The 25,533-nt window shown below is 61.2% G+C and carries 27 protein-coding genes; 22 read left to right on the top strand and 5 right to left on the bottom strand.

What is annotated here, in order from left to right; genetic code table 11:
* Positions 1-58: 58 nt before the first annotated feature.
* The 21 genes from ACA056_RS02045 to ACA056_RS01945 all read left to right on the top strand — a co-directional run bounded on the left by ACA056_RS02045 (position 59) and on the right by ACA056_RS01945 (position 18,751).
* Positions 59-784 (top strand): beta-ketoacyl synthase chain length factor, encoded by a 726-nt coding sequence (locus tag ACA056_RS02045; RefSeq protein ID WP_403138960.1) that lies wholly within the window; start codon positions 59-61, stop codon positions 782-784.
* A complete protein-coding gene (locus ACA056_RS02040; protein ID WP_497270123.1) occupies positions 760-1,569 on the top strand; it encodes a lysophospholipid acyltransferase family protein in 810 nt (269 codons plus the stop codon). The genes ACA056_RS02045 and ACA056_RS02040 overlap by 25 nt, the downstream gene beginning before the upstream one ends.
* The gene (locus ACA056_RS02035) at positions 1,550-1,810 is read left to right on the top strand and encodes a phosphopantetheine-binding protein (protein WP_497270121.1); all 261 of its coding nucleotides are present in this window, start codon (positions 1,550-1,552) and stop codon (positions 1,808-1,810) included. The genes ACA056_RS02040 and ACA056_RS02035 overlap by 20 nt, the downstream gene beginning before the upstream one ends.
* 9 nt (positions 1,811-1,819) lie before the next feature.
* Positions 1,820-2,074: an acyl carrier protein gene (locus tag ACA056_RS02030; protein ID WP_007992314.1), complete on the top strand. Its 255-nt coding sequence runs from the start codon at positions 1,820-1,822 to the stop codon at positions 2,072-2,074.
* Positions 2,071-2,616 (top strand): COG4648 family protein, encoded by a 546-nt coding sequence (locus tag ACA056_RS02025; RefSeq protein WP_497270118.1) that lies wholly within the window; start codon positions 2,071-2,073, stop codon positions 2,614-2,616. Before ACA056_RS02030 ends, ACA056_RS02025 begins: the two co-directional genes overlap by 4 nt.
* Positions 2,613-4,295, top strand: coding sequence for an ApeI family dehydratase (locus tag ACA056_RS02020; protein ID WP_497270116.1), 1,683 nt, complete (start codon positions 2,613-2,615; stop codon positions 4,293-4,295). Before ACA056_RS02025 ends, ACA056_RS02020 begins: the two co-directional genes overlap by 4 nt.
* The gene (locus ACA056_RS02015; protein ID WP_497270114.1) at positions 4,288-5,022 is read left to right on the top strand and encodes a glycosyltransferase family 2 protein; all 735 of its coding nucleotides are present in this window, start codon (positions 4,288-4,290) and stop codon (positions 5,020-5,022) included. Before ACA056_RS02020 ends, ACA056_RS02015 begins: the two co-directional genes overlap by 8 nt.
* Positions 5,019-5,966: a lysophospholipid acyltransferase family protein gene (locus ACA056_RS02010; protein ID WP_497270112.1), complete on the top strand. Its 948-nt coding sequence runs from the start codon at positions 5,019-5,021 to the stop codon at positions 5,964-5,966. The genes ACA056_RS02015 and ACA056_RS02010 overlap by 4 nt, the downstream gene beginning before the upstream one ends.
* Entirely contained in the window at positions 5,947-7,491 is a 1,545-nt protein-coding gene (locus ACA056_RS02005) for an HAL/PAL/TAL family ammonia-lyase (RefSeq protein ID WP_497270110.1), read from the top strand. Before ACA056_RS02010 ends, ACA056_RS02005 begins: the two co-directional genes overlap by 20 nt.
* Complete coding sequence (locus ACA056_RS02000; RefSeq protein ID WP_033055401.1) at positions 7,484-7,909, top strand: acyl-CoA thioesterase; 426 nt, start codon at positions 7,484-7,486, stop codon at positions 7,907-7,909. Before ACA056_RS02005 ends, ACA056_RS02000 begins: the two co-directional genes overlap by 8 nt.
* Positions 7,906-8,508, top strand: coding sequence for an outer membrane lipoprotein carrier protein LolA (locus ACA056_RS01995; protein ID WP_497270108.1), 603 nt, complete (start codon positions 7,906-7,908; stop codon positions 8,506-8,508). The genes ACA056_RS02000 and ACA056_RS01995 overlap by 4 nt, the downstream gene beginning before the upstream one ends.
* Positions 8,492-10,831, top strand: a complete 2,340-nt coding sequence (locus tag ACA056_RS01990) for an MMPL family transporter (RefSeq protein WP_497270106.1) — start codon at positions 8,492-8,494, stop codon at positions 10,829-10,831. The genes ACA056_RS01995 and ACA056_RS01990 overlap by 17 nt, the downstream gene beginning before the upstream one ends.
* Positions 10,828-11,988 carry a cation:proton antiporter gene (locus ACA056_RS01985; RefSeq protein ID WP_497270104.1) on the top strand — a complete coding sequence of 387 codons (1,161 nt, stop codon included), beginning with the start codon at positions 10,828-10,830 and terminating at the stop codon, positions 11,986-11,988. Before ACA056_RS01990 ends, ACA056_RS01985 begins: the two co-directional genes overlap by 4 nt.
* Positions 11,975-13,222 carry an NAD(P)/FAD-dependent oxidoreductase gene (locus tag ACA056_RS01980; protein WP_497270102.1) on the top strand — a complete coding sequence of 416 codons (1,248 nt, stop codon included), beginning with the start codon at positions 11,975-11,977 and terminating at the stop codon, positions 13,220-13,222. Before ACA056_RS01985 ends, ACA056_RS01980 begins: the two co-directional genes overlap by 14 nt.
* Positions 13,219-13,944 (top strand): class I SAM-dependent methyltransferase, encoded by a 726-nt coding sequence (locus ACA056_RS01975; RefSeq protein ID WP_497270100.1) that lies wholly within the window; start codon positions 13,219-13,221, stop codon positions 13,942-13,944. The genes ACA056_RS01980 and ACA056_RS01975 overlap by 4 nt, the downstream gene beginning before the upstream one ends.
* On the top strand, positions 13,944-14,549 hold the full coding sequence (locus ACA056_RS01970) for a hypothetical protein (protein ID WP_497270098.1): 606 nt from the start codon (positions 13,944-13,946) through the stop codon (positions 14,547-14,549). The genes ACA056_RS01975 and ACA056_RS01970 overlap by 1 nt, the downstream gene beginning before the upstream one ends.
* A complete protein-coding gene (locus ACA056_RS01965) occupies positions 14,546-15,742 on the top strand; it encodes a beta-ketoacyl-[acyl-carrier-protein] synthase family protein (RefSeq protein WP_497270096.1) in 1,197 nt (398 codons plus the stop codon). The genes ACA056_RS01970 and ACA056_RS01965 overlap by 4 nt, the downstream gene beginning before the upstream one ends.
* Positions 15,739-16,200: a hotdog family protein gene (locus ACA056_RS01960; RefSeq protein ID WP_497270094.1), complete on the top strand. Its 462-nt coding sequence runs from the start codon at positions 15,739-15,741 to the stop codon at positions 16,198-16,200. Before ACA056_RS01965 ends, ACA056_RS01960 begins: the two co-directional genes overlap by 4 nt.
* Entirely contained in the window at positions 16,197-16,925 is a 729-nt protein-coding gene (locus tag ACA056_RS01955; RefSeq protein ID WP_497270092.1) for a 3-ketoacyl-ACP reductase FabG2, read from the top strand. The genes ACA056_RS01960 and ACA056_RS01955 overlap by 4 nt, the downstream gene beginning before the upstream one ends.
* Complete coding sequence (locus tag ACA056_RS01950) at positions 16,925-18,151, top strand: beta-ketoacyl-ACP synthase (protein WP_497270090.1); 1,227 nt, start codon at positions 16,925-16,927, stop codon at positions 18,149-18,151. The genes ACA056_RS01955 and ACA056_RS01950 overlap by 1 nt, the downstream gene beginning before the upstream one ends.
* 162 nt (positions 18,152-18,313) lie before the next feature.
* On the top strand, positions 18,314-18,751 hold the full coding sequence (locus ACA056_RS01945) for an excinuclease (protein ID WP_497270088.1): 438 nt from the start codon (positions 18,314-18,316) through the stop codon (positions 18,749-18,751).
* A gap of 43 nt (positions 18,752-18,794) precedes the next feature.
* Here ACA056_RS01945 and ACA056_RS01940 read toward each other — a convergent pair whose 3' ends face one another.
* From ACA056_RS01940 to ACA056_RS01930, 3 genes are all read right to left on the bottom strand, one after another.
* Positions 18,795-19,238, bottom strand: a complete 444-nt coding sequence (locus tag ACA056_RS01940; RefSeq protein WP_497270086.1) for a DUF2846 domain-containing protein — start codon at positions 19,236-19,238, stop codon at positions 18,795-18,797.
* A 304-nt stretch (positions 19,239-19,542) separates the two neighbouring features.
* Entirely contained in the window at positions 19,543-19,800 is a 258-nt protein-coding gene (locus ACA056_RS01935) for a DUF6124 family protein (protein ID WP_497270085.1), read from the bottom strand.
* Between the two features lie 515 nt (positions 19,801-20,315).
* A complete protein-coding gene (locus tag ACA056_RS01930; RefSeq protein WP_046045626.1) occupies positions 20,316-21,218 on the bottom strand; it encodes a LysR family transcriptional regulator in 903 nt (300 codons plus the stop codon).
* A 166-nt stretch (positions 21,219-21,384) separates the two neighbouring features.
* On the opposite strand from ACA056_RS01930, the gene ACA056_RS01925 reads away from it, so the two are divergent.
* Positions 21,385-22,611 (top strand): MFS transporter, encoded by a 1,227-nt coding sequence (locus tag ACA056_RS01925; RefSeq protein WP_497273479.1) that lies wholly within the window; start codon positions 21,385-21,387, stop codon positions 22,609-22,611.
* Positions 22,612-22,767: 156 nt separating this feature from the next.
* Here ACA056_RS01925 and hemE read toward each other — a convergent pair whose 3' ends face one another.
* Positions 22,768-23,835: a uroporphyrinogen decarboxylase gene (gene hemE / locus ACA056_RS01920; protein ID WP_283182629.1), complete on the bottom strand. Its 1,068-nt coding sequence runs from the start codon at positions 23,833-23,835 to the stop codon at positions 22,768-22,770.
* 255 nt (positions 23,836-24,090) lie between these two features.
* Positions 24,091-25,509 carry an FAD-dependent oxidoreductase gene (locus ACA056_RS01915; RefSeq protein ID WP_008149580.1) on the bottom strand — a complete coding sequence of 473 codons (1,419 nt, stop codon included), beginning with the start codon at positions 25,507-25,509 and terminating at the stop codon, positions 24,091-24,093.
* Positions 25,510-25,533 lie beyond the last annotated feature (24 nt).

The following is a 25,533-nucleotide window of genomic DNA, read 5'->3' as shown; positions in this document are numbered from 1 at the left end:
AGGTAGTTCGCGTTTTTTGCGAATCACCGCGTCAAGGAAGCCCGCAGGGGCGGGATGAATGTCTGTGATCAATTTCAACATCGCCCAATGGCGCGCGTGGGCCCCTGGGCTCGAAAGCGTGGACGATTGGCAAGCCTGGAGCCGACAACCGGTCGTGCTTGCGAGCAGCGATGCCGCCCCCGACGTCTCGTTTCTGCCGGCCATGCAGCGCCGGCGACTCAGTCGTCTGGCGCGGATGGCGTTCAGTGTCGGCTGGCCCTTGGCCGATGGCCGTCAGGACCTACCGTTGGTCTTTATTTCTCGCCACGGCGAAACCCCGCGCACTTTCGATATCCTCAGCGACCTGGCTGCCGATCAACCGCTGTCGCCGACTCAATTCAGCCTGTCCGTGCACAACGCGATCATCGGCCTGTGGTCGATCATGCGCGGCGAAACCAGCGAAATGACTGCCCTCGCTGCAGCCGGCGACGGCCTTGAACACGGCATGCTAGAGGCCGCGGCTTTGCTTTCCGAGGGCGCTCCCGCGGTACTGCTGATTGTCACCGAAGAGCAACCGCCCGAAGCCTACTCGACCTGGATCGACGACGTGCCGTTCCCTTACGCGGTCGGCCTGCTGATCACCCCCGGAAACGACTGGCAGTTGTCCCTGAACAGCGCCGCGGATGAGTTGTCCAAAGCCCACTGGCCCCATGCCCTGAACCTATTGAGTACCCTGCTCGGCCAGCAGACAACCTGCCAACATGCCTGGAAAAATCGTGTATGGACCTGGCAACGCAACCTGTAACCGATAAAAACCGCGACGCCTATTACTGGCGCCTGCTGGCTACCGCCGCAAGCTTCACCCTCTTCGGGTTGGGCGGGCTGTGCCTGCGGCTTGTGGTTTTCCCGCTACTGAACTGCCTGCCCGGCGATGCCCGGACACACCGGCGGCGAGCGCGGAATACCGTCGCTCGCCTGTTCTGGTTTTTTGTGCGGTTCATGGCTCGTACCGGCGTGCTGACTTACGACATCCAGGGCGCCGAAAAACTCGGTCGACCGGGGCAAATGATCATTGCCAATCACCCGTCGCTGATTGATGTGGTGTTCCTGATCGGCCTGGTGCGCCACGCCAACTGCGTGGTCAAGAAAAGCCTCTGGGAGAACCCCTTTACCCGCGGCCCGCTGCGCTGCATCGAATACATCAGCAACGACGGCAGCATGGACATGCTCGATGCCGCTGCCGACGCGCTGAAAAGCGGCCAGACCCTGATCATCTTTCCTGAAGGCACCCGCACTCAGCCCGGTCAGGCGCCAGCCTTCCATCGGGGTGCTGCGGCAATCGCTCTGCGCGGTGCGAAAATCCTCACCCCGGTGATCATCAAGGTCAACCCGACCACGTTGACCAAGGCCGAGCCCTGGTATCGGATCCCCAAACGCCGTGTGCACTTCAGTTTCCGTGTCGGGGCCGATATAGACCCACAAGCCTTCGCCTCGCAGGGCCCTGCTCCTCAGGCCTCGCGCAAGCTCAATGACTATTTGCATCATTACTATATTAAGGAGCTCGCCGAAGATGAGCGATCTACACCGTGAAATCAAAGAACTGATCATCGACGCCCTGGGCCTTGAAGACATCAGCGCACAAGACATCGGCGACGACCAGACGCTGTTCGGCGAAGGCTTGGGCCTGGATTCGGTAGACGCTCTGGAACTCGGCCTGGCAATCCAGAAAAAGTACGGCATCAAAATCGACGCCGACGCCAAAGACACCCGCAATCACTTCAGCAACGTGACGAGCCTTGCGGCGTTCGTCACTGCAAAACAGGCAGCTTGAGACCGGACCATGCAAACTCGTGACGACATCTTCAACACCCTGCGCGATGCTCTGGTCGAACTCTTCGAGCTGGACCCCGAGCGCGTAAGCCTCGAATCCAACCTGTATCAGGACCTGGAAATCGACAGCATTGACGCGGTCGACCTGATCGATCACATCAAACGCCAGACCGGCAAGAAAATCGCTGCCGAAGAGTTCAAATCGGTGCGTACCGTCAGCGACGTGGTCGAGGCGGTCTACCGTCTGGTTCAGCCGGCCGCATGAGCCGACTGATCGGCCTCGGCCTGCTGCTGGCGGGCCTGCTGTACCCCTTTGCGGTGTATTTCGGCATGGAACATTTCGCGCCGTGGCAGTTTGGTCTGCTTCTGGGCAGCCTGTGGCTGGCCCGGGCACTGCTCGGCACGCGGCGCCCCGGTAGCCTGTGGATGGCAATCACCGCGATTGCTTTTTGCCTGTTGCTGGCGTTGTTCGACAGCCCGCTGCTGTTGCGCTGGTACCCGGTGCTGATCAGCGCGTTCATGCTCGGGCTGTTTGGCCTGAGCTTGATCGTTGGCCCGCCGATCATCGAACGCCTGGCGCGATTGCGCGAACCGCAACTGCCGGCCAAGGCGATTGTTTATACCCGCCAGGTGACGATCGTCTGGTGCGTGTTTTTCCTCTGTAACGGTTTGCTCGCCGCCGCCCTGACCCTCTGGGCGCCGCTAAGTTGGTGGATGTTGTACACCGGCCTGATTTCCTACGGATTGATGGGCCTGCTGTTTGCCATTGAATGGCTTATACGACAACGGGTACGAGGCCACCCATGAATTGGATAAAACTTGAGCACCTGTTGCTCAAGGCGCAACCGGAACGTGCCGTGACGGCCGAACCGGCACTGAATCACACACAGCTGTGCGAACAGGCGTTAAGCCTCGCCGCGGGCCTGCAAGCCCTGGGTGTGCGGCGTATTGCCGTGCACCTTGAGGACGCGGCTGACCTGGCGATTGCCCTGCTCGGTGCCTGGCGCGCCGGGGTCAGCGTGCTGCTGCCCGCAGACCTTCAAGCCCAGACTCGCCAGCGCTGGTCGACCGAAGTCGATCTGTGGCTGACCGATCAGACCGATGACGCGCACCTGAGCGATTACCGGCATCCACCGTTGATGGCCGCCGCGCTGGATCTGGATCGCTGTTCGCTGAGCCTGTGCACGTCCGGCTCCAGTGGCGAGCCCAAGCGCATCGACAAAACCCTGCGCCAACTGGCCAATGAAGTCGAAGCGCTGGAGCAGCTCTGGGGTACCGATCTTGGCGCGGCTTGCATTATCGGCAGCGTCGCTACTCAGCATATTTACGGATTGTTGTTTCGGGTGCTGTGGCCGCTGTGCGCCGGGCGCTCGTTTGTGCGCAAGCAACTGGCATTCCCTGAAGACCTGCAGCGCGCCAGCCGCGAACACCCGGTGTTCGCCTGGGTCGCCAGCCCGGCGCTGCTCAAACGCATGGGCGACAACCTCGACTGGCCCGCATTAAGTGCGGTCCGCCGAGTATTTTCCTCCGGCGGTGCATTGCCGGCCGAGGCCGCGCAAAGCCTTCAGCAACGCCTGCAGCAGTGGCCGACAGAAATCCTCGGCAGCTCGGAAACCGGCGGCATCGCCTGGCGTCAGGGCCACGCGCTCTGGCAGCCCTTTGCTGACATCGAATTGAGCCAGGACAGCGACGGCGCCCTGCTCATTGCTTCGCCGTACTTGCCTCCCGGGCATATCGAACACACCGCGGATGCCGCGCGAATCGCTGCCGACGGCCGATTCGAACTGCTCGGACGGCTGGACCGAATCGTCAAACTGGAAGAAAAACGTATCTCGCTACCGATGCTGGAACAGGCCCTGATGGCCCACGACTGGGTCGCCGAAGCACGTCTTGGCGTGGTTCAGGAAAACCGCGCTTCGCTGGGTGCGCTGCTGGTGCTGACCGAGTCAGGCCTGCATGCCTTGCGCAATCAGGGTCGACGCACCCTCACACAAGAACTGCGTCAGCACCTGAGCCAGCATTGCGAAGCCCTGGCCTTGCCACGACGCTGGCGCCTGCTGCGGCAATTGCCGCTGAACGCTCAAGGCAAATTGCCCCAGGCCACCGTTGAAGCCCTGCTGCTGGCACCGCGTCCAAAGACGCCGGAAGTGCTGGATCAGGTCGAAGTCGATGGCGAATGGAGCCTGCAACTGGCGGTACCACCCGACCTCGCCTACTTCAGCGGCCACTTCCCCCAGGCGCCGGTATTGCCCGGTGTGGTGCAAGTGGAATGGGCGCTCACGTTGGGCCAGCAATTGATGGACCTGCCGGCAAAATTCGCTGGCATGGAAGTGCTGAAATTCCAGCAACTGGTACGCCCCGGCGATGAAGTCCAGCTGCACCTGCGCTTCGATCCGACGCGCAGCAAGTTGTATTTCACCTATCGCAACGAGACCGCGACCTGCTCCAGTGGGCGGATCTTGCTGGAGGCTGCAGGCGATGCATAACCCCTGTGCAATCGTCCCGGTCTACAACCACGAAACCGCCATCACCACGGTGGTTGACGCGCTGCTCGCCAGTAGCCTGCCATGCATTTTGGTGGACGATGCCAGCAGCCCGGCCTGTGCAAAGGTGCTCGATCAACTGGCCCAGCGCGACAAGGTGTTCCTGATCCGGCTCGGCGCCAACCAAGGCAAGGGTGGCGCGGTCATGACCGGTTTTCGCGAAGCCTCGCGCCTGGGCTTCAGCCATGCCTTGCAGGTGGATGCCGACGGTCAGCATGATCTGCAAGACGTCCAGACCTTCATCGAATTGTCACGCGCCCATCCCGAGGCGGTGATCTGCGGCTATCCGCGATACGACGCCAGCGTGCCGAAAGGTCGTTTGTACGCCCGCTACCTGACTCACGTCATGGTCTGGATCAACACCCTGTCGTTGCAGATTCGCGATTCCATGTGCGGCTTCCGTGTCTATCCGTTACCACCGACCCTGGCGCTGATCGATTCGGCGAAGATCGGCAAGCGCATGGACTTCGACTCAGACATTCTCGTACGACTGGCCTGGCGCAATCTGCCCATGCAATGGCTGCAAACCAACGTCCATTACCCGCTGGATGGCGTCTCGCATTTCCGCCTGTTCCACGACAACGTGCTGATTACGAGCATGCACACCCGGTTGTTCTTCGGCATGTTGCTGCGGGCGCCAGTGATCCTCTGGCGACGGTGGCGAGCATGAGCACTGACGCGGATAAAAAGCACTGGGCTGATCGCGAAGAGCGCGGCAGCTTCTGGCTGATGAAATTCACCGCATTCTGCGCGAAAGTGCTGGGCCGTCGGCTGCTGAGCCCACTGTTGTACGGCATCGTTCTGTACTTTTTCCTGTTCGGCCGCAGCGCTCGTCACAGCGCCTGGCAATACCAGCAACGTCTCGCCGACTGGAGTGGTCGCAACGAATTGCGCCCGACCCATTGGCGGGTGTTCGGCCAGTTCATGGCCTTCGCCGATTCCATGCTCGACAAGCTCGACGTATGGAACGGCAAGCTGAGCATCGAGCAGATTGAAATCATCGACCCGGCATTGCTGCGCAATCAACTGCGCGGCACCCGCGGACAGATGCTGGTAGGCGCGCATTTGGGCAATCTCGAGGTCTGCCGTGCGCTGGCCGAGATCGGCGAAAAAGTCACGATGAACGTGCTGGTGCACACCAAGCACGCCGAACAATTCAACCGTTTGCTCGGTGAAGCCGGCGCGACCAATTTGCGGCTGATACAGGTCAGCGAGCTGGACCCGCTGATCATGCTGCAACTCCATGAACGCCTGGAGCGCGGCGAATGGCTGGCGATTGCCGGCGACCGCGTGCCGCTGCACGGCGGGCGCAGCGTGACGGTGGACTTCCTCGGCCATCAAGCCGCGTTCCCTCAGGGGCCATGGTTGCTGGCCGGTCTGCTGAAATGCCCGATCAACCTGATGCTGTGCCTGAAGAAGCCGACGGGCGACTATCGACTGACCCTCGAACCGTTCGCCGAGGCCGTGGTGTGGAAGCGCAGCGACCGCGAGCAGGTCATTCATCAGTGGGCCTCCCGCTATGCCGAACGCTTGGGTCACTATTGCCTTGAAGCGCCCCAACAATGGTTCAACTTTTACCCTTTCTGGAAGACCGATGACGACGCCAACGCTTGAGCCGGTAACCTTCGGCGAACTCCCTTTGCGCATCGAAGACGTGCTGGCCCTGGCCAACCGTCAGGTGCCGACGCAGTTGCAAGGCGACCCTGCGTACCGCGAGCGTATCGCCAAGGGTGCGCGATTCCTGGACTCCCTGCTGGACAAGGAAGGCGTGATCTACGGCGTGACCACCGGCTACGGCGATTCTTGCGTGGTCGCGGTGCCGCTGCATCACGTCGAGGCATTGCCCCGTCATCTGTACACGTTCCACGGCTGCGGCCTGGGCAAACTGCTCGACGCACAGGCCACTCGCGCGGTACTGGCGGCGCGTTTGCAGTCGCTTTGCCACGGCGTGTCCGGGGTGCGCGTGGAACTGCTGGAACGCCTGCAAGCCTTCCTCGAACACGACATTCTGCCGCTGATCCCGGAAGAGGGCTCGGTGGGCGCCAGCGGTGATCTGACGCCGTTGTCCTATGTCGCCGCGACGTTGTCCGGCGAGCGCGAAGTGATGTTCCGTGGCGAACGCCGACAAGCGGCCGATGTGCACCGCGAACTGGGTTGGGAGCCGCTGGTATTGCGCCCTAAAGAAGCCCTCGCCTTGATGAACGGCACCGCCGTCATGACCGGCCTCGCCTGCCTGGCCTATGCCCGCGCCGATTACCTGCTGCAACTGGCGACTCGCATCACCGCGTTGAATGTGGTCGCCCTGCAAGGCAACCCCGAGCACTTCGACGAGCGCCTGTTTGCCACCAAACCGCATCCGGGGCAAATGCAGGTCGCCGCATGGTTGCGCAAGGATCTGGCGATCGACGCGCCGACCGCACCGCTGCATCGCCTGCAAGACCGCTACTCCCTGCGTTGCGCGCCGCATGTCCTCGGCGTATTGGCCGATAGCCTGAACTGGCTGCGCTCGTTCATTGAGATCGAGCTCAACAGTGCCAACGACAACCCGATCATCGATGCCGAAGCCGAGCGCGTGCTGCACGGCGGGCACTTCTACGGCGGCCACATTGCGTTCGCCATGGACAGCCTGAAAAACCTGGTGGCCAACGTCGCCGACCTGCTCGACCGTCAACTCGCCCTGCTGGTGGACGAGCGTTACAACCATGGCCTGCCAAGCAACCTGTCCGGCGCCACCGCTGACCGCGCGATGCTCAATCACGGCTTCAAGGCCGTGCAGATCGGCACCAGCGCCTGGACCGCCGAAGCGTTGAAAAACACCATGCCGGCCAGTGTCTTCTCGCGCTCCACCGAGTGCCACAACCAGGACAAAGTGAGCATGGGCACCATCGCTGCCCGCGATGCGATTCGCGTGCTGGAGCTGACCGAACAGGTCGCCGCTGCCACCCTGCTGGCCGCCAACCAAGGCGTCTGGCTGCGCAGCAAGGCCGAGGATGCACGTCCATTGCCGCCAGCCCTGGCCGCCATGCACGAAGAGTTGGCCAAGGACTTCCCGCCGGTCATCGAAGACCGCGCGCTGGAAGGTGAATTGCGCCTGTGCCTGCAACGCATCGCCGAGCAACACTGGAGGCTGCATGCGTAGCAAGGGAGTGCTTCACACCGATACGGAAATCCTCGTGCCGTTCTTTGATGTCGACACCATGAACGTCGTCTGGCACGGCCATTACATCAAATACCTGGAAGTCGCCCGCTGCGCGCTGCTGGACAAGATCGGCCACAACTACACGGCCATGGTCGAGTCGGGCTACGCGTGGCCGGTGATCGATCTGCAATTGCGCTATGTGCGCGGCGCGGTGTTCGGCCAAAAGCTGAACGTGCGCGCCAATCTGGTGGAATGGGAGAACCGTCTGAAGATCAGCTACCTGATCAGCGATCTGGAAACCGGCGAGCGCTTGACCCGCGCCAGTTCCGTGCAGGTCGCCGTCGACATGAGCAGCCGCGAAATGCAGTTGGCCTCACCCAAGGTCTTCACCGACGCTGTTGAAAGGATGCTCGCATGACCCCGTTCTTCAAATGCCTCGGCGCGTTGGCGCTACTTGGCTTGTCATCGATCGCCAACGCCTTCGATCTGCAACAGCTCAGCGATCAACTGGCCAAGCCTGACGTGATCCACGGCAACTTCATCCAGGAAAAACACTTGCGCGCCCTGCCCCAGCCGCTGACCAGCAAGGGCACTTTCGTCCTCGCTAAAAACCATGGTTTGCTCTGGCTGCTGAAAACTCCGCTGCAACAGGATTACCGCATTAGCACCAAAGGCATCGCCCGGCGTGACGCCAACGGTTGGCAAATGCTGCCGAGCAAGAGTGCCGGCGCCGAGCAGAACCGCTTGTTCCTCGCCGTACTGCAAGGCGACAGCAGCGGGCTGCAACGGGATTTCGAGCTTTCACTGAGCGGCGACGCACAGAACTGGAAGCTGACGCTGATCCCGCGTTCCATGCTGCTCAAGCAAGTGTTCACTCAGATCAACATTACTGGCGGCGAACTGGTGCACAGCATCGAGCTGCTCGAAACCCAGGGCGACAGCACGCTTTTGCGCATGCAGGACAGCACCAGCGCACAACCGTTGAGCGACGCGGAGCAACATGACTTTGCCGAGTGAACGGAGTCTTCCACGGCTGTTTCTGATCCTGCTGCTGGCGGTGCTCGCGCTCGCCGGTTGGCAATGGCGTGACGGCGCCCCGCTGTCGGCCAACCTGATGGAACTGGTCCCGGGCACGGCGCCGGACGCGCTGGAACTGCGTGCCGAACAACGCATGCAAGAACCGCTGAACCGAGAAATGCTGGTGCTGGTCGGCCACACCGATCGCCAGCAAGCGGTAGCGATGGCGCAGAAACTGGGTGAGCAGTGGCAGGCCAGCGGCTTGTTCGAAAAGGTCCAGTGGAACCTGCAAGCCGACTTGCCGGCGCTGCGCACGCAATTGCTCAATGGTCGACTCGCGATGTTGTCAGCGGCTGACCGACAGCAACTGATCGAGCATCCCGACGCCTTTATCCAGCAGCGAGTACAAGCGCTGTTCGACCCTTTCACCGGTTTCAGCCTCGTGCCGAGCCAGGATGACTGGCTGGGCCTGACCGGGCGCATCCAGAACAGCCAGCCGCAGCACGGCGCGGTGCAACTGGACATCGGCAGCGGTGCGCTGGTCGCCGATGCCGACGGCAAGAGTTGGGTGCTGCTGCGCTCGCGCACCACGGGCAACGCCTTCGACATGAACCTGCCGCTGCAAGTGGCCGACCTGCTCCAGCACAGCCGTGAAGAAGCCGCCCAGGCCGACGTGCAGCTGCTTGCCGCCAGCGGCCTGCTCTACGCTGCAGCGGGTCAACAGCAAGCGACGCGGGAAATGACCTGGGTCGGTGGTGGTGCCACGGCGGGGATTCTGTTGCTGCTGCTGCTGGCCTTCCGGCGCTGGCGAGTGTTGCTGGCCTTCGTTCCGGTGCTGGTCGGCATGCTCTTCGGTGCAGTGGCCTGCGTCGCGCTGTTCGGCCATATGCATGTGATGACGTTGGTGCTCGGTTCGAGCCTGATCGGCGTGGCGGTCGATTACCCGCTGCATTACCTGTCCAAGAGCTGGAGCCTGAAACCCTGGCACAGTTGGCCGGCCCTGCGCCTGACGTTGCCGGGCCTGACGCTGAGCCTGATCACCAGTTGCATCGGTTACCTGGCCCTGGCCTGGACACCGTTCCCCGCGCTGACCCAGATTGCTGTGTTCTCTGCCGCCGGTCTGCTCGGCGCTTATTTGTCCGCAGTGTGCCTGCTGCCGGCCCTGCTCAAAGGCGTCGACCTGCGACCGGCGCAGTGGCCGCTGCGGGTGGCTGAGTATTTGCTGGGGTGCCGTGAAGCGCTGCTCAAACTCGCGAGCACGCCAGTGCTACTGGCGCTGCTGATTGCCTTTTGTGTCGGCGGTCTGTTGCAGCTCGACACCAAAAACGACATTCGCCAGTGGGTCGGTGCACCTCAGCAACTGACTGACGAAGCACAAACCATTGCGCGCATCACCGGCTATCAACCCACCAGCCAGTTCTTCCTGGTACGCGCCGCCAATCAGCAGCAACTGCTGGAGCGCCAAACCGCGCTGAGCGAGCGACTGGATCAGTTGGTCAACCTGGATAAACTCCAGGGTTATCTGTCGCTCAATCAATTGGTCAGCCAACCCACCGAACAGCGGCAAGTGCGTGAAGCGCTGAACAAGTTGCCGCAGTTCTGGCAACCGCTGCTCGATGTCGGCGTGCCGGCCGAGGCGCTGCAAGCAGAGCTCACCAAATTGCAGGCACTGCCCACCGAAGACATCGACGCGGCGCTGGTCGGTCCGTTGGCCGAGCCTTATCGCGCGCTGTGGCTGGGCCCGACCGATGACGGCGTAGCGGCGATGGTCAGTCTGCAAGGCCTGAACAATCCCTCTCTGCTGCGAGTCCAGGCACTGGATTTGCCGGGCGTGGAACTGGTGGATCGTCTCGGTGAGTTGAACAAGGTGTTCGCCGACACCCAGATCAGTGCCGCAGAGTTGAAACTCGCTTCCTGTGTGCTGATCGTGCTGGTGCTGATCCTTCCATTCGGTTTCGGCGGCGCGCTGCGGATCGTCGCCCTGCCGCTGCTGGCCGCGCTGTGCAGCCTGGCCAGTCTCGGCTGGCTGGGGCAACCGCTGACGCTGTTCAGCCTGTTCGGCCTGCTGCTGGTGACGGCCATCAGTGTCGATTACGCGATCCTCATGCGTGAACAGGTCGGCGGCGCTGCCGTGAGCCTGCTGGGCACCTTGCTGGCGGCGCTGACCACCTGGCTGTCGTTCGGTTTGCTGGCGGTGTCCAGCACGCCGGCGGTGAGCAATTTCGGTCTGTCGGTGAGCCTCGGCCTGGCGTTCAGCTTCATTCTTGCGCCGTGGGCCGGACGCCAGGTTCACGCCGCCCCGGTCACGGAGTCAGCAACATGATGATCGCCTTGTTCTGGGTCATGGCCCTGGCGCTGTTCGCCGTGGCCACCCGTGTCGGTCGTCACTTCGGCGTGATCCCTATCGTCAGCCAGTTGCTGCTGGCCACCTTCGGCCTGCCGCTGCTGATGTACTTCTGGATCGAACCCCAGTGGCAATTGAGCGGCGCCGCGCTGGTCGCGCCGGTCTGGCTGAAAAACGTCTACAGCCTGAGTTTTGCCTTGTTGCTGGGGCACATTCTCAGTGACGTGATTGACCTGCGACTCGACCGTCAGAGCCTGAAAATCGCCCTGCCGAGTTTCTCCATTCCGTTTGCCTGCGGCCTCGCGACAGCGGTCTGGCTGCTTCCACCACAACCGTGGATCAGTTCCCTGGCGGTCGGCCTGCTGTTCGCCATCACTGCGATTCCGGTTTTGTACTTGTACCTGCGACACATCAAATACCCGCCTGCCGCCACCCGGCGACTGGTGCAGACCGCGATCCTCATCGACCTCACTTGCTGGACCCTGTTCGCCATCGCCCAGGGCAGCCTGCACCTGAGCAGCCTCCTGCTGCCGCTGGCCGGCGCTTGCCTGCCGTTGCTGCTGCGTCTGCTCCGCTTGCGCCAACCGTTGCTGCACAGCGGTTGCTTCTTCGCACTGCTGGTCGTGGCGGAACACTTCAAGCTCAATGCGCTGATCTTCGGTATCGGTTACCTGCTGTGGATGGCCGCGCTCAAAGTGCCGCTGGTGCTGCCGTTGCCGGTGATCTGGATGAGTCACTTGCAGACGTATATCGCGATCCCGCTGATCCTCACGTTCGGCATCGTACAGATCAATGTCCACGCGGCCATGGCCAGCCTCGGCTGGGTGCAACTGGCCGCACTGCTGCTGTTCCCGATTGCCAGTAAACTGCTGGGCAACTGGCTGGGCCTCGGCTGGGCCGGCGCCTCGTTTGAAGGCGCCAGTCGCTGGCGGGAAAGTATCTTGCTGAATATTCGCGGCTTGAGCGAGATCGTCTTTCTCAACCTGCTGCTGCAACAACAACTCATCAGCCCGGCGCTGTACTTCGCGCTGATGGTGATGGGCCTGATCGCGACACTGCTGCCGGCACTCGTCGGTATGCACCGAACCCCTCTGAACATCGCCGTCCCGGCAAGGAGCCCCCGTGCCAACAGTTGAAATGGAACATCGCCAGGTCGTGGTGATCGGTGCAGGTCCATCGGGCGCCATCGCCGCCGCACTGCTCAAGCGCAAAGGTCATGACGTATTGATGATCGAACGCCAGCATTTCCCACGGTTTTCCATCGGGGAAAGCCTGCTGTCCCACTGCCTGGATTTCGTCGAAGAGGCCGGCATGCTCGAGGCGGTGAACGCCGCCGGATTCCAGCTGAAAAACGGTGCGGCATTCGCCTGGGGCGAGCAATACAGCGCCTTTGATTTCGGCGAGACTTTCAGCAACGGCAAGCCGACCACCTTCCAGGTCCTGCGTGCCGATTTCGACAAGCTACTGGCCGATCAGGCCGCGCTGCAAGGTGTCGACGTTCGCTACGGCGAAGCCATCGTCAGCGCCGATTTCACCCTGCCGAAACCGCAGCTCGATGTACTTCGCGAAGACGGCAGTCAGTACCGCGTCGAAGCCGATTTCGTGCTGGATGCCAGCGGCTACGGCCGTGTGTTGCCGCGCTTGCTCGACCTTGAAGCGCCGTCGGATTTCCCGGTGCGCCAGGCCGTGTTCACCCACGTCGAAGACCACATCGACAACCCGGCCTTCGAGCGGGAAAAAATCCTCATCACCACCCATCCGATCCACCGCGACATCTGGTTCTGGACCATCCCGTTCAGCAACGGCCGTTGCTCGGTGGGCGTGGTCGCGGCAGCCGAACACTTCGACGGTCGCATGGAGAATCTGGACGAGTGCCTGCGAGGGTTTATCGCTGAAACCCCAAGCCTGGCCGGCGTGCTTAACAACGCCGTGTGGGATACGCCTGCTCGAACCATCGGCGGCTACTCGGCCAACGTCAAAACCCTCCACGGGCCAGGCTTTGCACTGCTCGGCAACGCAGCAGAATTCCTCGACCCGGTGTTCTCCTCCGGCGTGACCATCGCCATGCGCTCGGCGAGCATGGCCGCCGGGGTTCTGCATCGCCAACTGCAAGGCGAACATGTCGACTGGCAGACTGAGTTCGCCATCCCGCTCAAGCGCGGCGTCGACACGTTCCGTTGCTACGTCGAAGGCTGGTACGCCGGGACGTTCCAGGATGTGATTTACCATGAGGGCGGCTCGCCGGATATTCGCCGCATGATCAGCTCGATTCTGGCCGGTTATGCCTGGGACGAGCGCAATCCGTTCGTTGCCGAACCCAAGCGCCGGCTGCGGATGCTCTCGGAGCTCTGTGCAAGGGATGCCACATGAGCTACTTGAGCGACACCTACGTCGAAGAAACCCGTTTCGGTTTCTGGTTCCTGCGCAGCCACACCTGGCAGCACCATGTACTGCGAGTGGCGATCAACGATTTGCGCAGCCTGTTCAGCGAAACACCGCCGAGCAACCCGGTGCTGCTGGATGCCGGTTGCGGTCAGGGCAAGTCGTTCCAGTACCTGCGCCAGACCTTTGCCCCCCAGCGCCTGATCGGCCTGGACGCCGACCCTCACAGCCTGAACCTGGCCGGTGAAGAAGCCGTCCGTCAGGGCATGGAAGTGGAGTTGATCGGCAGCGACTGCGCGAGCATCAACGTCCCGGACGCCAGCGTCGACCTGCTGTTCTGTCACCAGACCTTCCATCATCTGGTGCAGCAGGAACAGGCACTGGCCGAGTTCTACCGCGTGCTCAAGCCCGGTGGCTATCTGCTGTTCGCCGAATCCACCGAGGCTTACATTGATACCTGGGTGATCCGCTGGTTGTTCCGTCATCCGATGCACGTGCAGAAGAGCGCCTCCGGATATCTGGAAATGATTCGCCAGCAGGGTTTCGAACTCGGCCCGCAAAACGTGTCTTATCCATACTTGTGGTGGAGCCGCGCCAAGGATTTCGGCCTGTTTGAACGCTTGGGTCTGCGCCAGCCAAAGCCCTTTGGCCAACGGGAAGAAACCCTGGTCAATGTGGTCGCGCGCAAACCCCTTGAAGGTGCCGTGTGATGTTCAGTGCAACTCAAACTTGTGGGAGCGAGCCTGCTCGCGAAAGCGGTGTGTCAGTCAACAATAGTGTTGGATCTGCTGACGCATTCGCGAGCAGGCTCGCTCCCACAGGGATAGCGGGCATCCTGAGATTTTTGCTCCTCGGCGCAGCCCTGTTGCTGAGCGCCTGTGCCAGCCGGGCGCCGCTGCCCGAGCAAACCCCGAACCTGTCGTTGCCGCTGCAATTGCACATTCAGCGTCTGGTGGCCGACCAACGGCAGGACTGGGTGCTGGTGATCCAGCGTGAAGGCCCTGGCATTCGCTGGTCGATGATGGACTTGCTGGGCATTCCCCAGGCACGCCAGAAACTGGTCGACGGCGAGTGGCAGGCTGACGGCCTGCTGCCACCCAATCCGGAAGCGCGAGAGCTGTTCGCCGCGCTGTTGTTTGCACTGACCCCCAAAGATGAACTGTCGGGCAACTATCCCGCCGCGTGGCAGCATGGCTCGCAACGGTCCTTGCCAGCGCACTGGGAAGTCCGCTACTCACAACCCATGAGCTTTGAATTGAACCTGCCCAAAGGCCCGAAATATCAAGTCACGCCGCTCAGTGGGGACACGCCATGACGGCCTACCTGAACGCCCTCGGGGTGATCTGCGCCCTGGGCCGTGACAAGTCCGAAGTCGCTCGCAACCTGTTTGCCGGTGACTGTTCGGGCATGCGTGATGAGGCCGGTTGGGTGGCGGAACGGTCGTTGCCCGTGGCCGCGGTCCACGGCGAACTGGCGCCGATCCCGGCTGAGCTTGCGCCGCAAGGCACCCGTAATAATCAATTGCTGCTGGAAGCCGCGCTGCAAATTCGCGAAGACATCGACCAGGCGATCCAGACCTACGGCCGCGACCGCATCGGTATCGTCCTGGGCACCAGCACCTCGGGCATCGACGAAGCCAGTCGCGGCCTGGCCCATTACATCCGCGAGCATCAGTTCCCGGCCGATTATGACTATCAGCAACAGGAACTCGGTGCCCCGGCAAACTTCCTCGCCGACTGGCTGCAACTGAGTGGCCCGGCCTATGTGATCTCCACGGCCTGCACTTCCAGCGCCCGAGCGCTGATGAGTGCTCAGCGACTGCTGGACCTGGGCGTTTGCGACGCGGTGCTGTGTGGCGGTGTCGACAGCCTGTGCAAGTTGACCCTCAATGGGTTCTCGGCGCTGGAAGCGGTGTCCGGGCAACGCTGCAATCCGTTTTCGGTGAACCGTAACGGCATCAACATTGGCGAAGCGGCGGTGCTGTTTTTGATGAGCAAAAATGTCGGCGACAGCCAGCCGATTGCCCTGCTTGGCAGTGGCGCCAGCTCCGATGCACATCACATTTCCGCACCGGAACCGACCGGCCGTGGCGCCCTGCAAGCGATGCGCAAAGCCTTGAGCCGAGCACAACTGCAACCGCAACAGATCGATTATCTGAACCTGCACGGCACCGCCACCCAACACAACGACGCCATGGAAAGCCTCGCGGTGGCGACGTTGTTCCCGGCGGGTGTGCCGTGTTCGTCGACCAAACCCATGACCGGCCACACCCTCGGTGCGGCCGGCGCTCTGGAAGCGGCGTTCTGCTGGTTAAGCCTGAGTGCAGGCAACCGCGAGCACGCCCTGCCGCCCCACGTCTGGGACGGCCAACCGGATCCCGAGTTGCCCGTCCTGAAGTGGGTGACCCCGGCCGATCGCCTGACGTCCATTGCACCTCGCTATCTGATGAGCAATTCCTTTGCCTTCGGTGGTAACAACGTCAGCCTGATTATCGGAGACGCCCCATGATTGACTGGTCGATCGCCGAGCTGCTGCCGCACGCCGGCGACATGATCTTCATCGAACAGATCCTGTCGTTCGATGACGAGCAGATTTACACCCGTCTCACGGTCAAACCCGATGGCCTGTTCAACCGTCCGGATGGCAGCCTGCCGGCCTGGGTCGGCATCGAACTGATGGCACAGAGCGTCGCCGCCTACGCCGGCTGCCATGCCCGTCAGCGTGGCGATGCCGTGGAGCTGGGGTTTCTGCTTGGCACCCGCAAATTCGAATGCAACGTCGAGCACTTCCCCGCCGGCACCGAGCTGACCATCCACGGCATCCGCTCGCTGGAAGACGACAACGGCATGGGCGTGTTCGAATGCCACATCACCGCGCCCGGCATTCACGCCACCGCTCGTCTGAACGTGTTCCGTCCGCCTCAGGCTGCTCAATACCTTCATGAAACCCAAGGAACCCAGCCATGACTGAATCCGTACTGATCACCGGTTCCAGCCGTGGCATCGGCCGCGCTATCGCTTTGCGTCTGGCCCAGGCCGGGCATGACATCGTGCTGCATTGCCGCAGCGGCCTGGCGGACGCTGAAGCCGTGAAGGCCGAAATCGAAGCCTTGGGGCGCAACGTGCGCATTCTGCAATTCGACGTATCCGACCGTGCCAGCTGCAAAGCCATTCTCGAAGCGGACGTGGAAACCCACGGCGCCTATTACGGCGTGGTGCTGAACGCCGGCCTGACGCGCGACGGTGCTTTTCCAGCCCTGAGCGAGGATGATTGGGACGTGGTAATGGGCACCAACCTCGACGGTTTCTACAACGTGCTGCACCCGGTGATGATGCCGATGATTCGTCGTCGCGCGGCCGGACGGATTGTTTGCATCACCTCGGTTTCCGGGTTGATCGGCAACCGTGGCCAGGTCAACTACAGCGCCTCCAAGGCCGGTTTGATCGGCGCGGCGAAGGCATTGGCGATTGAGTTGGGCAAGCGCAAAATTACCGTTAACTGTGTCGCGCCCGGCTTGATCGACACCGCGATGCTCGATGAAAACGTGCCGGTGGAAGAAATGATAAAAATGATCCCCGCACAACGCATGGGCACCCCGAAAGAGGTGGCCAGCGCGGTGAATTTCCTGATGTCGGCGGAAGCGTCGTACATCACCCGGCAGGTTCTGGCCGTCAACGGAGGCCTGTGCTGATGAAGCGCGTCGTCGTCACCGGCATGGCCGGCATCACCTCACTGGGCAGCGATTGGGACACCATCGCCGCTAACTTCGCGGCCAACCGCAGCGGTATCCGCCGGATGGACGAGTGGGATCGCTTCACCGAACTCAACACACGCCTGGCGGGGCCGATCGACGACTTCAAAGTGCCGAGCCACTGGACCCGCAAACAATTGCGCAGCATGGGCCGCGTCTCGCGCCTGGCGGTCGGCGCGGCAGAACAGGCATTGGCCGATGCCGGGCTGTTAGGTGACGAATCGATCAAGGACGGGCGCATGGGCGTTTCCTGCGGCTCATCCACCGGCAGCACCGACGAGATCAAGGCGTTCGGCAACATGCTGCTCAACTCGGTGGCCGAGGGCCTGAACGCCAACTCCTATGTGCGCATGATGCCGCACACCACGGCGGCGAATATCAGCATCTTCTTCGGCCTCACCGGTCGGCTGATCCCCACCTCCAGCGCTTGCACCAGCGGCAGTCAGGGCATCGGTTATGCCTACGAGTCGGTCAAGTTTGGTCGCCTGCCATTGATGCTTGCCGGTGGTGCCGAAGAACTGTGCCCCACCGAAGCCATGGTCTTCGATGCGCTCTACGCCACCAGCCTGAAAAACGATGCACCGCAGACTTCCCCACGCCCCTACGACAGCGGCCGCGATGGCCTGGTGATCGGTGAAGGCAGCGGCATGCTGGTGCTCGAAGAACTCGAACACGCCTTGGCTCGCGGTGCGCACATCCACGCCGAACTCGTCGGTTTCGGCAGCAACGCCGACGGCCAGCACGCCACCCGCCCAGAGCAGGTCACCATGCGCCGGGCCATGGAACTGGCGCTGGAAGACGCCGGGTTACAGCCTTCGGACATCGGCTACGTGAATGGTCACGGCACGGCCACTGAACAAGGCGACATTGCCGAAACACTGGCAACGAGCGCGTTGTTCGGCGAGCACATGCCGATCAGCTCGCAGAAGAGTTTCCTCGGTCACACCCTCGGAGCCTGCGGTGCGCTGGAATCCTGGTTCAGCATCGAAATGCTGAACCGCGACCTGTACGTCCACACCCTCAACCTCGACGACGTCGACCCGCACTGCGGCAAACTCGATTACCTGCGCGGCGAGTTCCGGCAGATGAGTAATCAGTATGTGATGAACAATAACTTTGCTTTTGGCGGGGTTAATACGTCGCTGATTTTTCGGCGCTGGTCGTAACAGGAAAGTAGGTGATTGATCATTCCCACGCAGGAGCGGGGGAAGGATCAGTCAATCCCATCTACACTCGCTGAATCAGACCGCATGCACCCAGCCTGCTCGAACCGAAAACGCTGATACGTCGCATGACTCGCGGTTCTCTTTCACGTCAAGGAGATGACCATGCAAGTGAAAGCCCTGATCGCCGCGTTAATGTTCGGCCTGCTGCCCAGTGCCAGCCAGGCGACCAATCTGATGTACATGCCTTTTGAGACAGTCCTGTCCAATGCGATTCGCGCCGGGCGGCTCGATGGCAGCGTGAGATTCTACCTGGCCGGCAACGGACCGACCGAGCACCTTCAAGTGTTGCGCACGAATGTCGTCAGCGACTGGCCCACTAATGCCTCCAACAAGAGCGATTTCGATGCCTGTGAGTGGGCAGTGCAATCAACGTTGATCGAGTTGCAAGCAGAGGCAAAGCGGGTCGGAGCGAATGCGGTGACCAACATCGTGAGTTTTTACGATCAGCATGTGCGCAAAGACCTGAACACCTATGAGTGCCGGGCCGGAGTGTTTGTGGCGCGAGTAGCGTTGCGCGGGGATTTGGTACGGGTGCAGTGAACGGGACCACCCCCGCGATTTACGCAGGGGGTGGCCCAGTCGCTTACTGAGCTTGAATCAATTTGCTTTCAGCGACGCCAGCGCGGCCTGTCTTGTCGTCGACGACTTGCAGGTTATTGCGCGCCTTGATGAAGCCCACTTTCACTTCTTGCCAGACAAAGTAGTTCTTGCCAGCCTCTGCGGTGAGTTTCAGTTCAGAATCGTTTTCCGCCGAAGACACCAGGGTCTGTTGACCGGCCGGGACGGATAACATCAGGTAAGACTTGGCGACGGTTTGCCCTACCGGCTTGCCATTGAGTGCCACCGGCATTTTCACGCCTGCACCCATGCTCTCGTTGCGATAAACGTAGATATTGGCTTTGTCCGGGGTGACCTGGAAGGTCTTGGCCTGAGCGTCCTGGCTGTCATCAGCCATTTTTACCGAAGCACAACCACCGGTCAGAGCGGTCAATACCAGCAAAGCGGTGAAGGTTATCTGCTTGAACATCCTGTATCTCCATAGTTTTGATGAGTCCAACGACGGTTATCGGCCGTGCCCAACAAAACCTTGAAGCGCTATGGCGTCAGCCATTCAATCAACGTAACTGCCTCGCGGATCTTACTGCGCGGGTCATGAATCGCGTCATTCAACGATTTCAGTAACGCCAAAAACGACAAAGGGCGCCTTTCGGCGCCCCTTCACAAACAGGTCGGCTTGTCATCGCCCTGTACCTGTCTGGCTCTGCGATGGCTGGTTACCCAAGATCCTCAGAGTCTCACAAGCCCCTTTCGGGAACGATCGGTTGGGTCTCTCAGAGTGGATCGAGGTTATCCAACACCCGGTTCACCGCCAATTCTCCCAGCATGATCGACTGCTGAATCCCCAGCAGTGTGTTGCTTTGCGATCCTTTCAGGTACCTCGCGAAATCGCTCGCCATGACATTCGCTGATGCCAGGGATTCACAGGCGTATTCCAGCAAGGTTTGGTTGTCGATATCGGGGGCGATGAGGAAGATTTTGCTTGGCGTGCGTGTTTCGGAATCCGGCGGGTTCGGAGTTGGCTTGAACATTGGGAAGGTCTTCCTGTTAGTAGTGCCGCAACCTGTCTCGCTACTAAACGGAAGGGTGGCAGCTGTGCGCAAGTTAGTAGACCGGACACCGACCCAAATCCGGCGCACCCAAGGGCGCCATGCGCACAGCTACCATTAAGTGCAGGCGTATGCCTGACTGAACGACGTTTGTGCATTCGTTTGGGAGGGAAAACCGGGCTACTAAACCCGATCACTGGAAATCAGTGATGCGAACGAAGTTACCGATGGCCCCCAAAGCGCACAAGCCGGCGGATTCTGGAGTAGTTGTAGGCAATGCCGCAAGGCGCTGTGGCCTGTTCAAGGTAGTTCGGAAATGTCCTACACCCTTCAGCGAAGCGTCCGCTATGGCATCGGTAACTGCTCCTTTTTTGGTGAACTTGCGGACGCTTTCGCGAGCAGGCTCGCTCCCACAGGGATTTGCGGTGTGAACCGATTTTTGTTCCACCACCCATCCACTGTGGGAGCGAGCCTGCTCGCGAATGACTGCGAAGCAGTCACGCCTTCAGCGGCTCAACCTTACGCGTCAACAACTCCACAAACGCCTTGGCCATCGGCGACTTCTGATCCTTGCGTTGCACCAGCCACACCGCCGACACCGCCTCTGGATCGAGCAGAGGCCGATAGACCACCCCTTCGATGCGCATCCGCTGATAAGACGCCGGCAGCACCGAAACACCCAACCCCGCCGCCACCAGACCAATGATCGTCATCGCCTCGCCTGCCTCCTGAGCAAAGTGCGGACTAAACCCCGCATCCCGCGCCAAACTGAGCAACTGCGCATACAGACCACTGCCATAACTGCGTGGGAAAAATACGAAGGGTTCGAGAGCCAGAGCTGACAGAAACAAGCCTTCCTCACTATCGGTCACTAATGGATGCTTCGAACTGAGCACCGCCACCAGCGGCTCACGCATCAGCTCCACCACGCTGAGCGAGTCCGGTAACCCAAGCGGCCGCATGATTCCGACTTCAATCGACTCATCCACCAACGCATCGGCGACCTGGGTGCTGCTCATCTCCCGCAGGTTCAGGTGCACAGCCGGGAATCGCTGGCGAAACGAAAAAATCGCCTGAGGGATGGTCGAGTTGAACGGGGCCGACGAGGTGAAGCCAATCTTCAGTTCACCCAGCTCACCCAGCTGCGCCCGCCGTGCAACATCCGCCGCCTTGTCGACCTGCGCCAACACCAGCCGCGCCTCTTCCAGAAACAGCCGGCCGGCTTCACTGAGCTCGACCCGACGATTGGTGCGTTCGAACAACCGCGCGCCCACCTCCTGCTCCAACGCCTGAATCTGCTGACTCAGCGGCGGTTGCGAGATGCCCAGCACTTGGGCGGCGCGGCCGAAGTGCAGTTCTTCGGCAACAGCAATGAAGTAGCGCAGGTGACGCAATTCCATGAAAACTCCATTAGGTCGTTAAACCTATCAAACAGGTCGAACAATATATTGGATTGAATCATTAGGCAGCTATATGCTTTTTTCATTGCCTGACCGGCTGCGCCCTCCGAGGTCCGAAGTGAAAACTGCTGTCGCCCCACTTGCCCATGAAGTTCCGCCCGCAGCGGTGGACGATGTTGTCGCCGAACTAAAGGAGATCTACATCGAAAAAGGCACACCGATGTTCATGCACACGGTGTTGGCGTTGTTCTCCGGCGGTTTCGCGACCTTCGCTTTGCTCTACTGCGTGCAGCCGATGATGCCGCTGTTGTCCCACGAATTTTCCATCAATGCGGCCCAGAGCAGCCTGATCCTGTCGGTGGCCACCGGCATGCTCGCCATTGGTCTGCTGATCACCGGCCCGATCTCTGATCGCATCGGGCGCAAACCGGTGATGGTCGCCGCGCTGTTTGCCGCCGCACTCTGCACAATTGCCAGTTCAATGATGCCGAGCTGGCAGGGTGTGCTGGTCATGCGGGCGCTGGTGGGGTTGTCGTTGAGCGGTCTGGCAGCGGTCGCCATGACCTACTTGAGTGAAGAGATCCACCCGCAGCACATCGGCCTGGCCATGGGTTTGTACATCGGCGGCAACGCGATTGGCGGGATGTGCGGACGCTTGATCACCGGCGTGTTGATCGACTTCGTCAGCTGGCACACGGCGATGCTGGTGATCGGTGGCCTGGCCCTGATCGCGGCGGCGGTGTTCTGGAAAATCCTCCCCGAGTCGCGCAACTTCCGCGCCCGCTCATTGCACCCGCGCAGTTTGATTGACGGCTTCACCATGCACTTTCGCGACGCCGGCCTGCCGCTGCTGTTCCTTGAAGCCTTCGTGCTGATGGGCGCGTTCGTCACCCTCTTCAACTACATCGGCTATCGCCTGCTGGCCGAGCCGTACCACATGGATCAGGCCTTCGTCGGGCTGCTCTCGGTGGTGTACCTGTCGGGCATCTACAGCTCAGCGAAAATCGGTGCCCTGGCCGACCAACTCGGCCGTCGCAAAGTGCTGTGGGCGACCATCGTGCTGATGATCGCCGGCCTCGCCCTGACGATGTTCACGCCGCTGCCGGTGGTGATCATCGGGATGCTGATCTTCACCTTCGGTTTCTTCGGCGCCCATTCGGTGGCGAGTAGCTGGATCGGCCGCCGTGCTATCAAGGCCAAAGGGCAAGCATCGTCGCTTTATCTGTTCAGCTATTACGCCGGTTCGAGCATCGCCGGGACGGCGGGCGGGGTTTTCTGGCACATGGGCGGGTGGAACGGGATCGGGCTGTTCATTGGCGGGTTGCTGGTGATTGCGCTGCTGGTGGCGTTGAAGCTGGCGAAGTTGCCGCCGCTGGAAAATGTGAAGGCTTGAATTCGGCCCACCACAAACACTGTGGGAGCGAGCTTGCTCCGGGCGGCGTTCCGACGATGAGGGCTTCACATTCAACATCTCTGTTGACTGATCTACCGCTATCGCGAGCAGGCTCGCTCCCACATTTAAAACCGGGTGTTTGTTAACCCGCGACGATCACTCGTGATACTGCGCCGACAGTTCATGCACCGCGCGCAGGAAGGCGCCAGCGTGTTCCGGGTCGACTTCAGGGGTGATGCCATGGCCGAGGTTGAACACGTGGCCGCTGCCCTTGCCGTAGCTGGCGAGGATGCGGCCGACTTCGGTGCGAATGGCTTCTGGCTTGGCGTAGAGCACGGTCGGGTCCATGTTGCCTTGCAGCGCGACTTTGCTGCCGACGCGATCACGGGCGTTGCCGATGTCGCAGGTCCAGTCCAGCCCCAACGCGTCAGCGCCAGCATCAGCAATGCTTTCGAGCCACAGGCCGCCGTTCTTGGTGAACAGGATGACCGGCACTTTGCGGCCTTCATGTTCGCGGATCAGGCCGCTGACGATTTTGCGCATGTAGGCCAGGGAGAATTCCTGGTACGCCGCCGCCGAAAGGCTGCCGCCCCAACTATCGAAGATCTGCACCGCTTGCGCCCCGGCCATGATCTGGCCGTTGAGGTAGCTGGTGACCGTCTGCGCGAGCTTGTCCAGCAGCAGGTGCAAGGCTTGCGGGTTGTCGTAGAGCATGGTTTTGGTCTTGCGGTAGTCTTTCGACGAGCCGCCTTCGACCATGTAGGTGGCCAGGGTCCATGGGCTGCCGGCGAAGCCGATCAGCGGCACGCGGCCGTTCAGTTCGCGGCGGATGGTGCTGACCGCGTCCATGACGTAGCCGAGGTCTTTGTGCGGATCAGGAATCGGCAGTGCTTCGATGTCAGCCAGGGTGCTGATGACTTTCTTGAAGCGCGGACCTTCACCGGTTTCGAAGTACAGGCCTTGGCCCATGGCATCGGGGATGGTCAGGATGTCGGAGAACAGGATCGCCGCGTCCAGTTGCGGATAACGGTCGAGCGGCTGCATCGTGACTTCGCAAGCGAACTCCGGGTTCATGCACAGGCTCATGAAGTCGCCGGCCTTGGCACGGCTGGCGCGATATTCCGGCAGGTAGCGACCGGCCTGACGCATCATCCAGACAGGCGTGACGTCTACGGGTTGCTTGAGCAGGGCGCGAAGGAAACGGTCGTTCTTCAGGGCAGTCATGTCGGCATCCGGAAAAAAAGTGCGGGCATTTTCTCAGAGCGCGACGCAAAAGGCACGGTTGCAGGTCAGCCTTTTGTCTATCGGGTCAATTTGTCGCGGTGAAAACCCGGAACTTAGCAACACTGAGAAACAACTGTGGGAGCGAGCCTGCTCGCGATAGCGGAGTGTCAGTCAATACATCGGTTGACTGATACTCCGCTATCGCGAGCAGGCTCGCTCCCACAGGGTTACTGCATTTCAGCTCAGGAGCGCGGGTTAGACGCCCAGGTAATCGAGGATCCCTTCGGCGGCATTACGGCCTTCGAAGATCGCCGTTACCACTAGGTCGGAACCGCGAACCATGTCGCCACCGGCGAAGATTTTCGGGTTGCTGGTCTGGTGCTTGTACTGGCCTTGCTCCGGGGCCACAACGCGGCCCTGGCTGTCGGTCTGGATGCTGTGCTGCTCAAACCACGACGCCGGGCTTGGACGGAAACCGAACGCGATGACCACGGCATCAGCCGGGATGATCTCTTCGGAACCCGGTATCGGCTCAGGGCTGCGACGGCCGCGGGCGTCCGGTTCACCGAGACGGGTCTCGACCACCTTCACGCCTTCGACGCGGTCTTCGCCGACAATCGCGATTGGCTGGCGGTTGTAGAGGAATTTCACCCCTTCTTCCTTGGCGTTCTTCACCTCTTTGCGCGAGCCCGGCATGTTCGCTTCGTCACGACGATAAGCACAGGTCACCGACTTGGCGCCCTGGCGAATCGACGTACGGTTGCAGTCCATCGCCGTGTCGCCGCCACCCAGTACCACCACCTTCTTGCCTTTCATGTCGACGAAATCTTCCGGCGACTTTTCAAAGCCCAGGTTGCGGTTGACGTTAGCGATCAGGAAGTCCAGCGCGTCATGCACGCCCGGCAAATCCTCACCGGCAAAGCCGCCCTTCATGTAGGTGTAGGTGCCCATGCCCATGAACACGGCATCGTATTCTTCGAGCAGTTGCTCGACGGTCACGTCCTTGCCCACTTCGGTGTTCAGACGGAACTCGATGCCCATGCCGGTGAAGACTTCGCGACGATTGCTCAGCACGGTCTTTTCCAGCTTGAACTCGGGGATGCCGAAGGTCAGCAGACCGCCGATTTCCGGGTTCTTGTCGAACACCACCGGGGTCACGCCGCCGCGTACCAGCACGTCGGCACAGCCCAGGCCTGCCGGGCCTGCGCCGATCACTGCAACACGTTTGCCGGTCGGTATGACCTTGGACATGTCCGGGCGCCAGCCCATGGCGAACGCGGTGTCGGTGATGTACTTCTCGACCGAACCGATGGTCACCGCGCCGAAGCCGTCGTTAAGGGTGCAGGCACCCTCGCACAGACGATCCTGCGGGCACACCCGGCCACAGACTTCCGGCAGGGTGTTGGTCTGGTGCGACAGCTCGGCGGCCTGAAGAATGTTGCCCTCGGCCACCAGCTTCAGCCAGTTCGGAATGAAGTTGTGCACCGGGCACTTCCATTCGCAATACGGGTTACCGCAACCCAGGCAGCGGTGAGCCTGATCGGCCGAGTGCTGGGGTTTGAAGGGTTCGTAGATCTCCACGAACTCTTTCTTGCGTTGACGCAACAGTTTCTTCTTCGGATCCTTGCGCCCGACATCGATGAACTGGAAGTCGTTATTCAGACGTTCAGCCATTGTTAAAACCTCATCAAACTCTTC

Source organism: Pseudomonas sp. LBUM1666 (assembly GCF_059695775.1).
The sequence above is the reverse complement of the archived record's forward strand: the minus strand, read 5'-3'. Positions and strand labels throughout refer to the sequence as shown.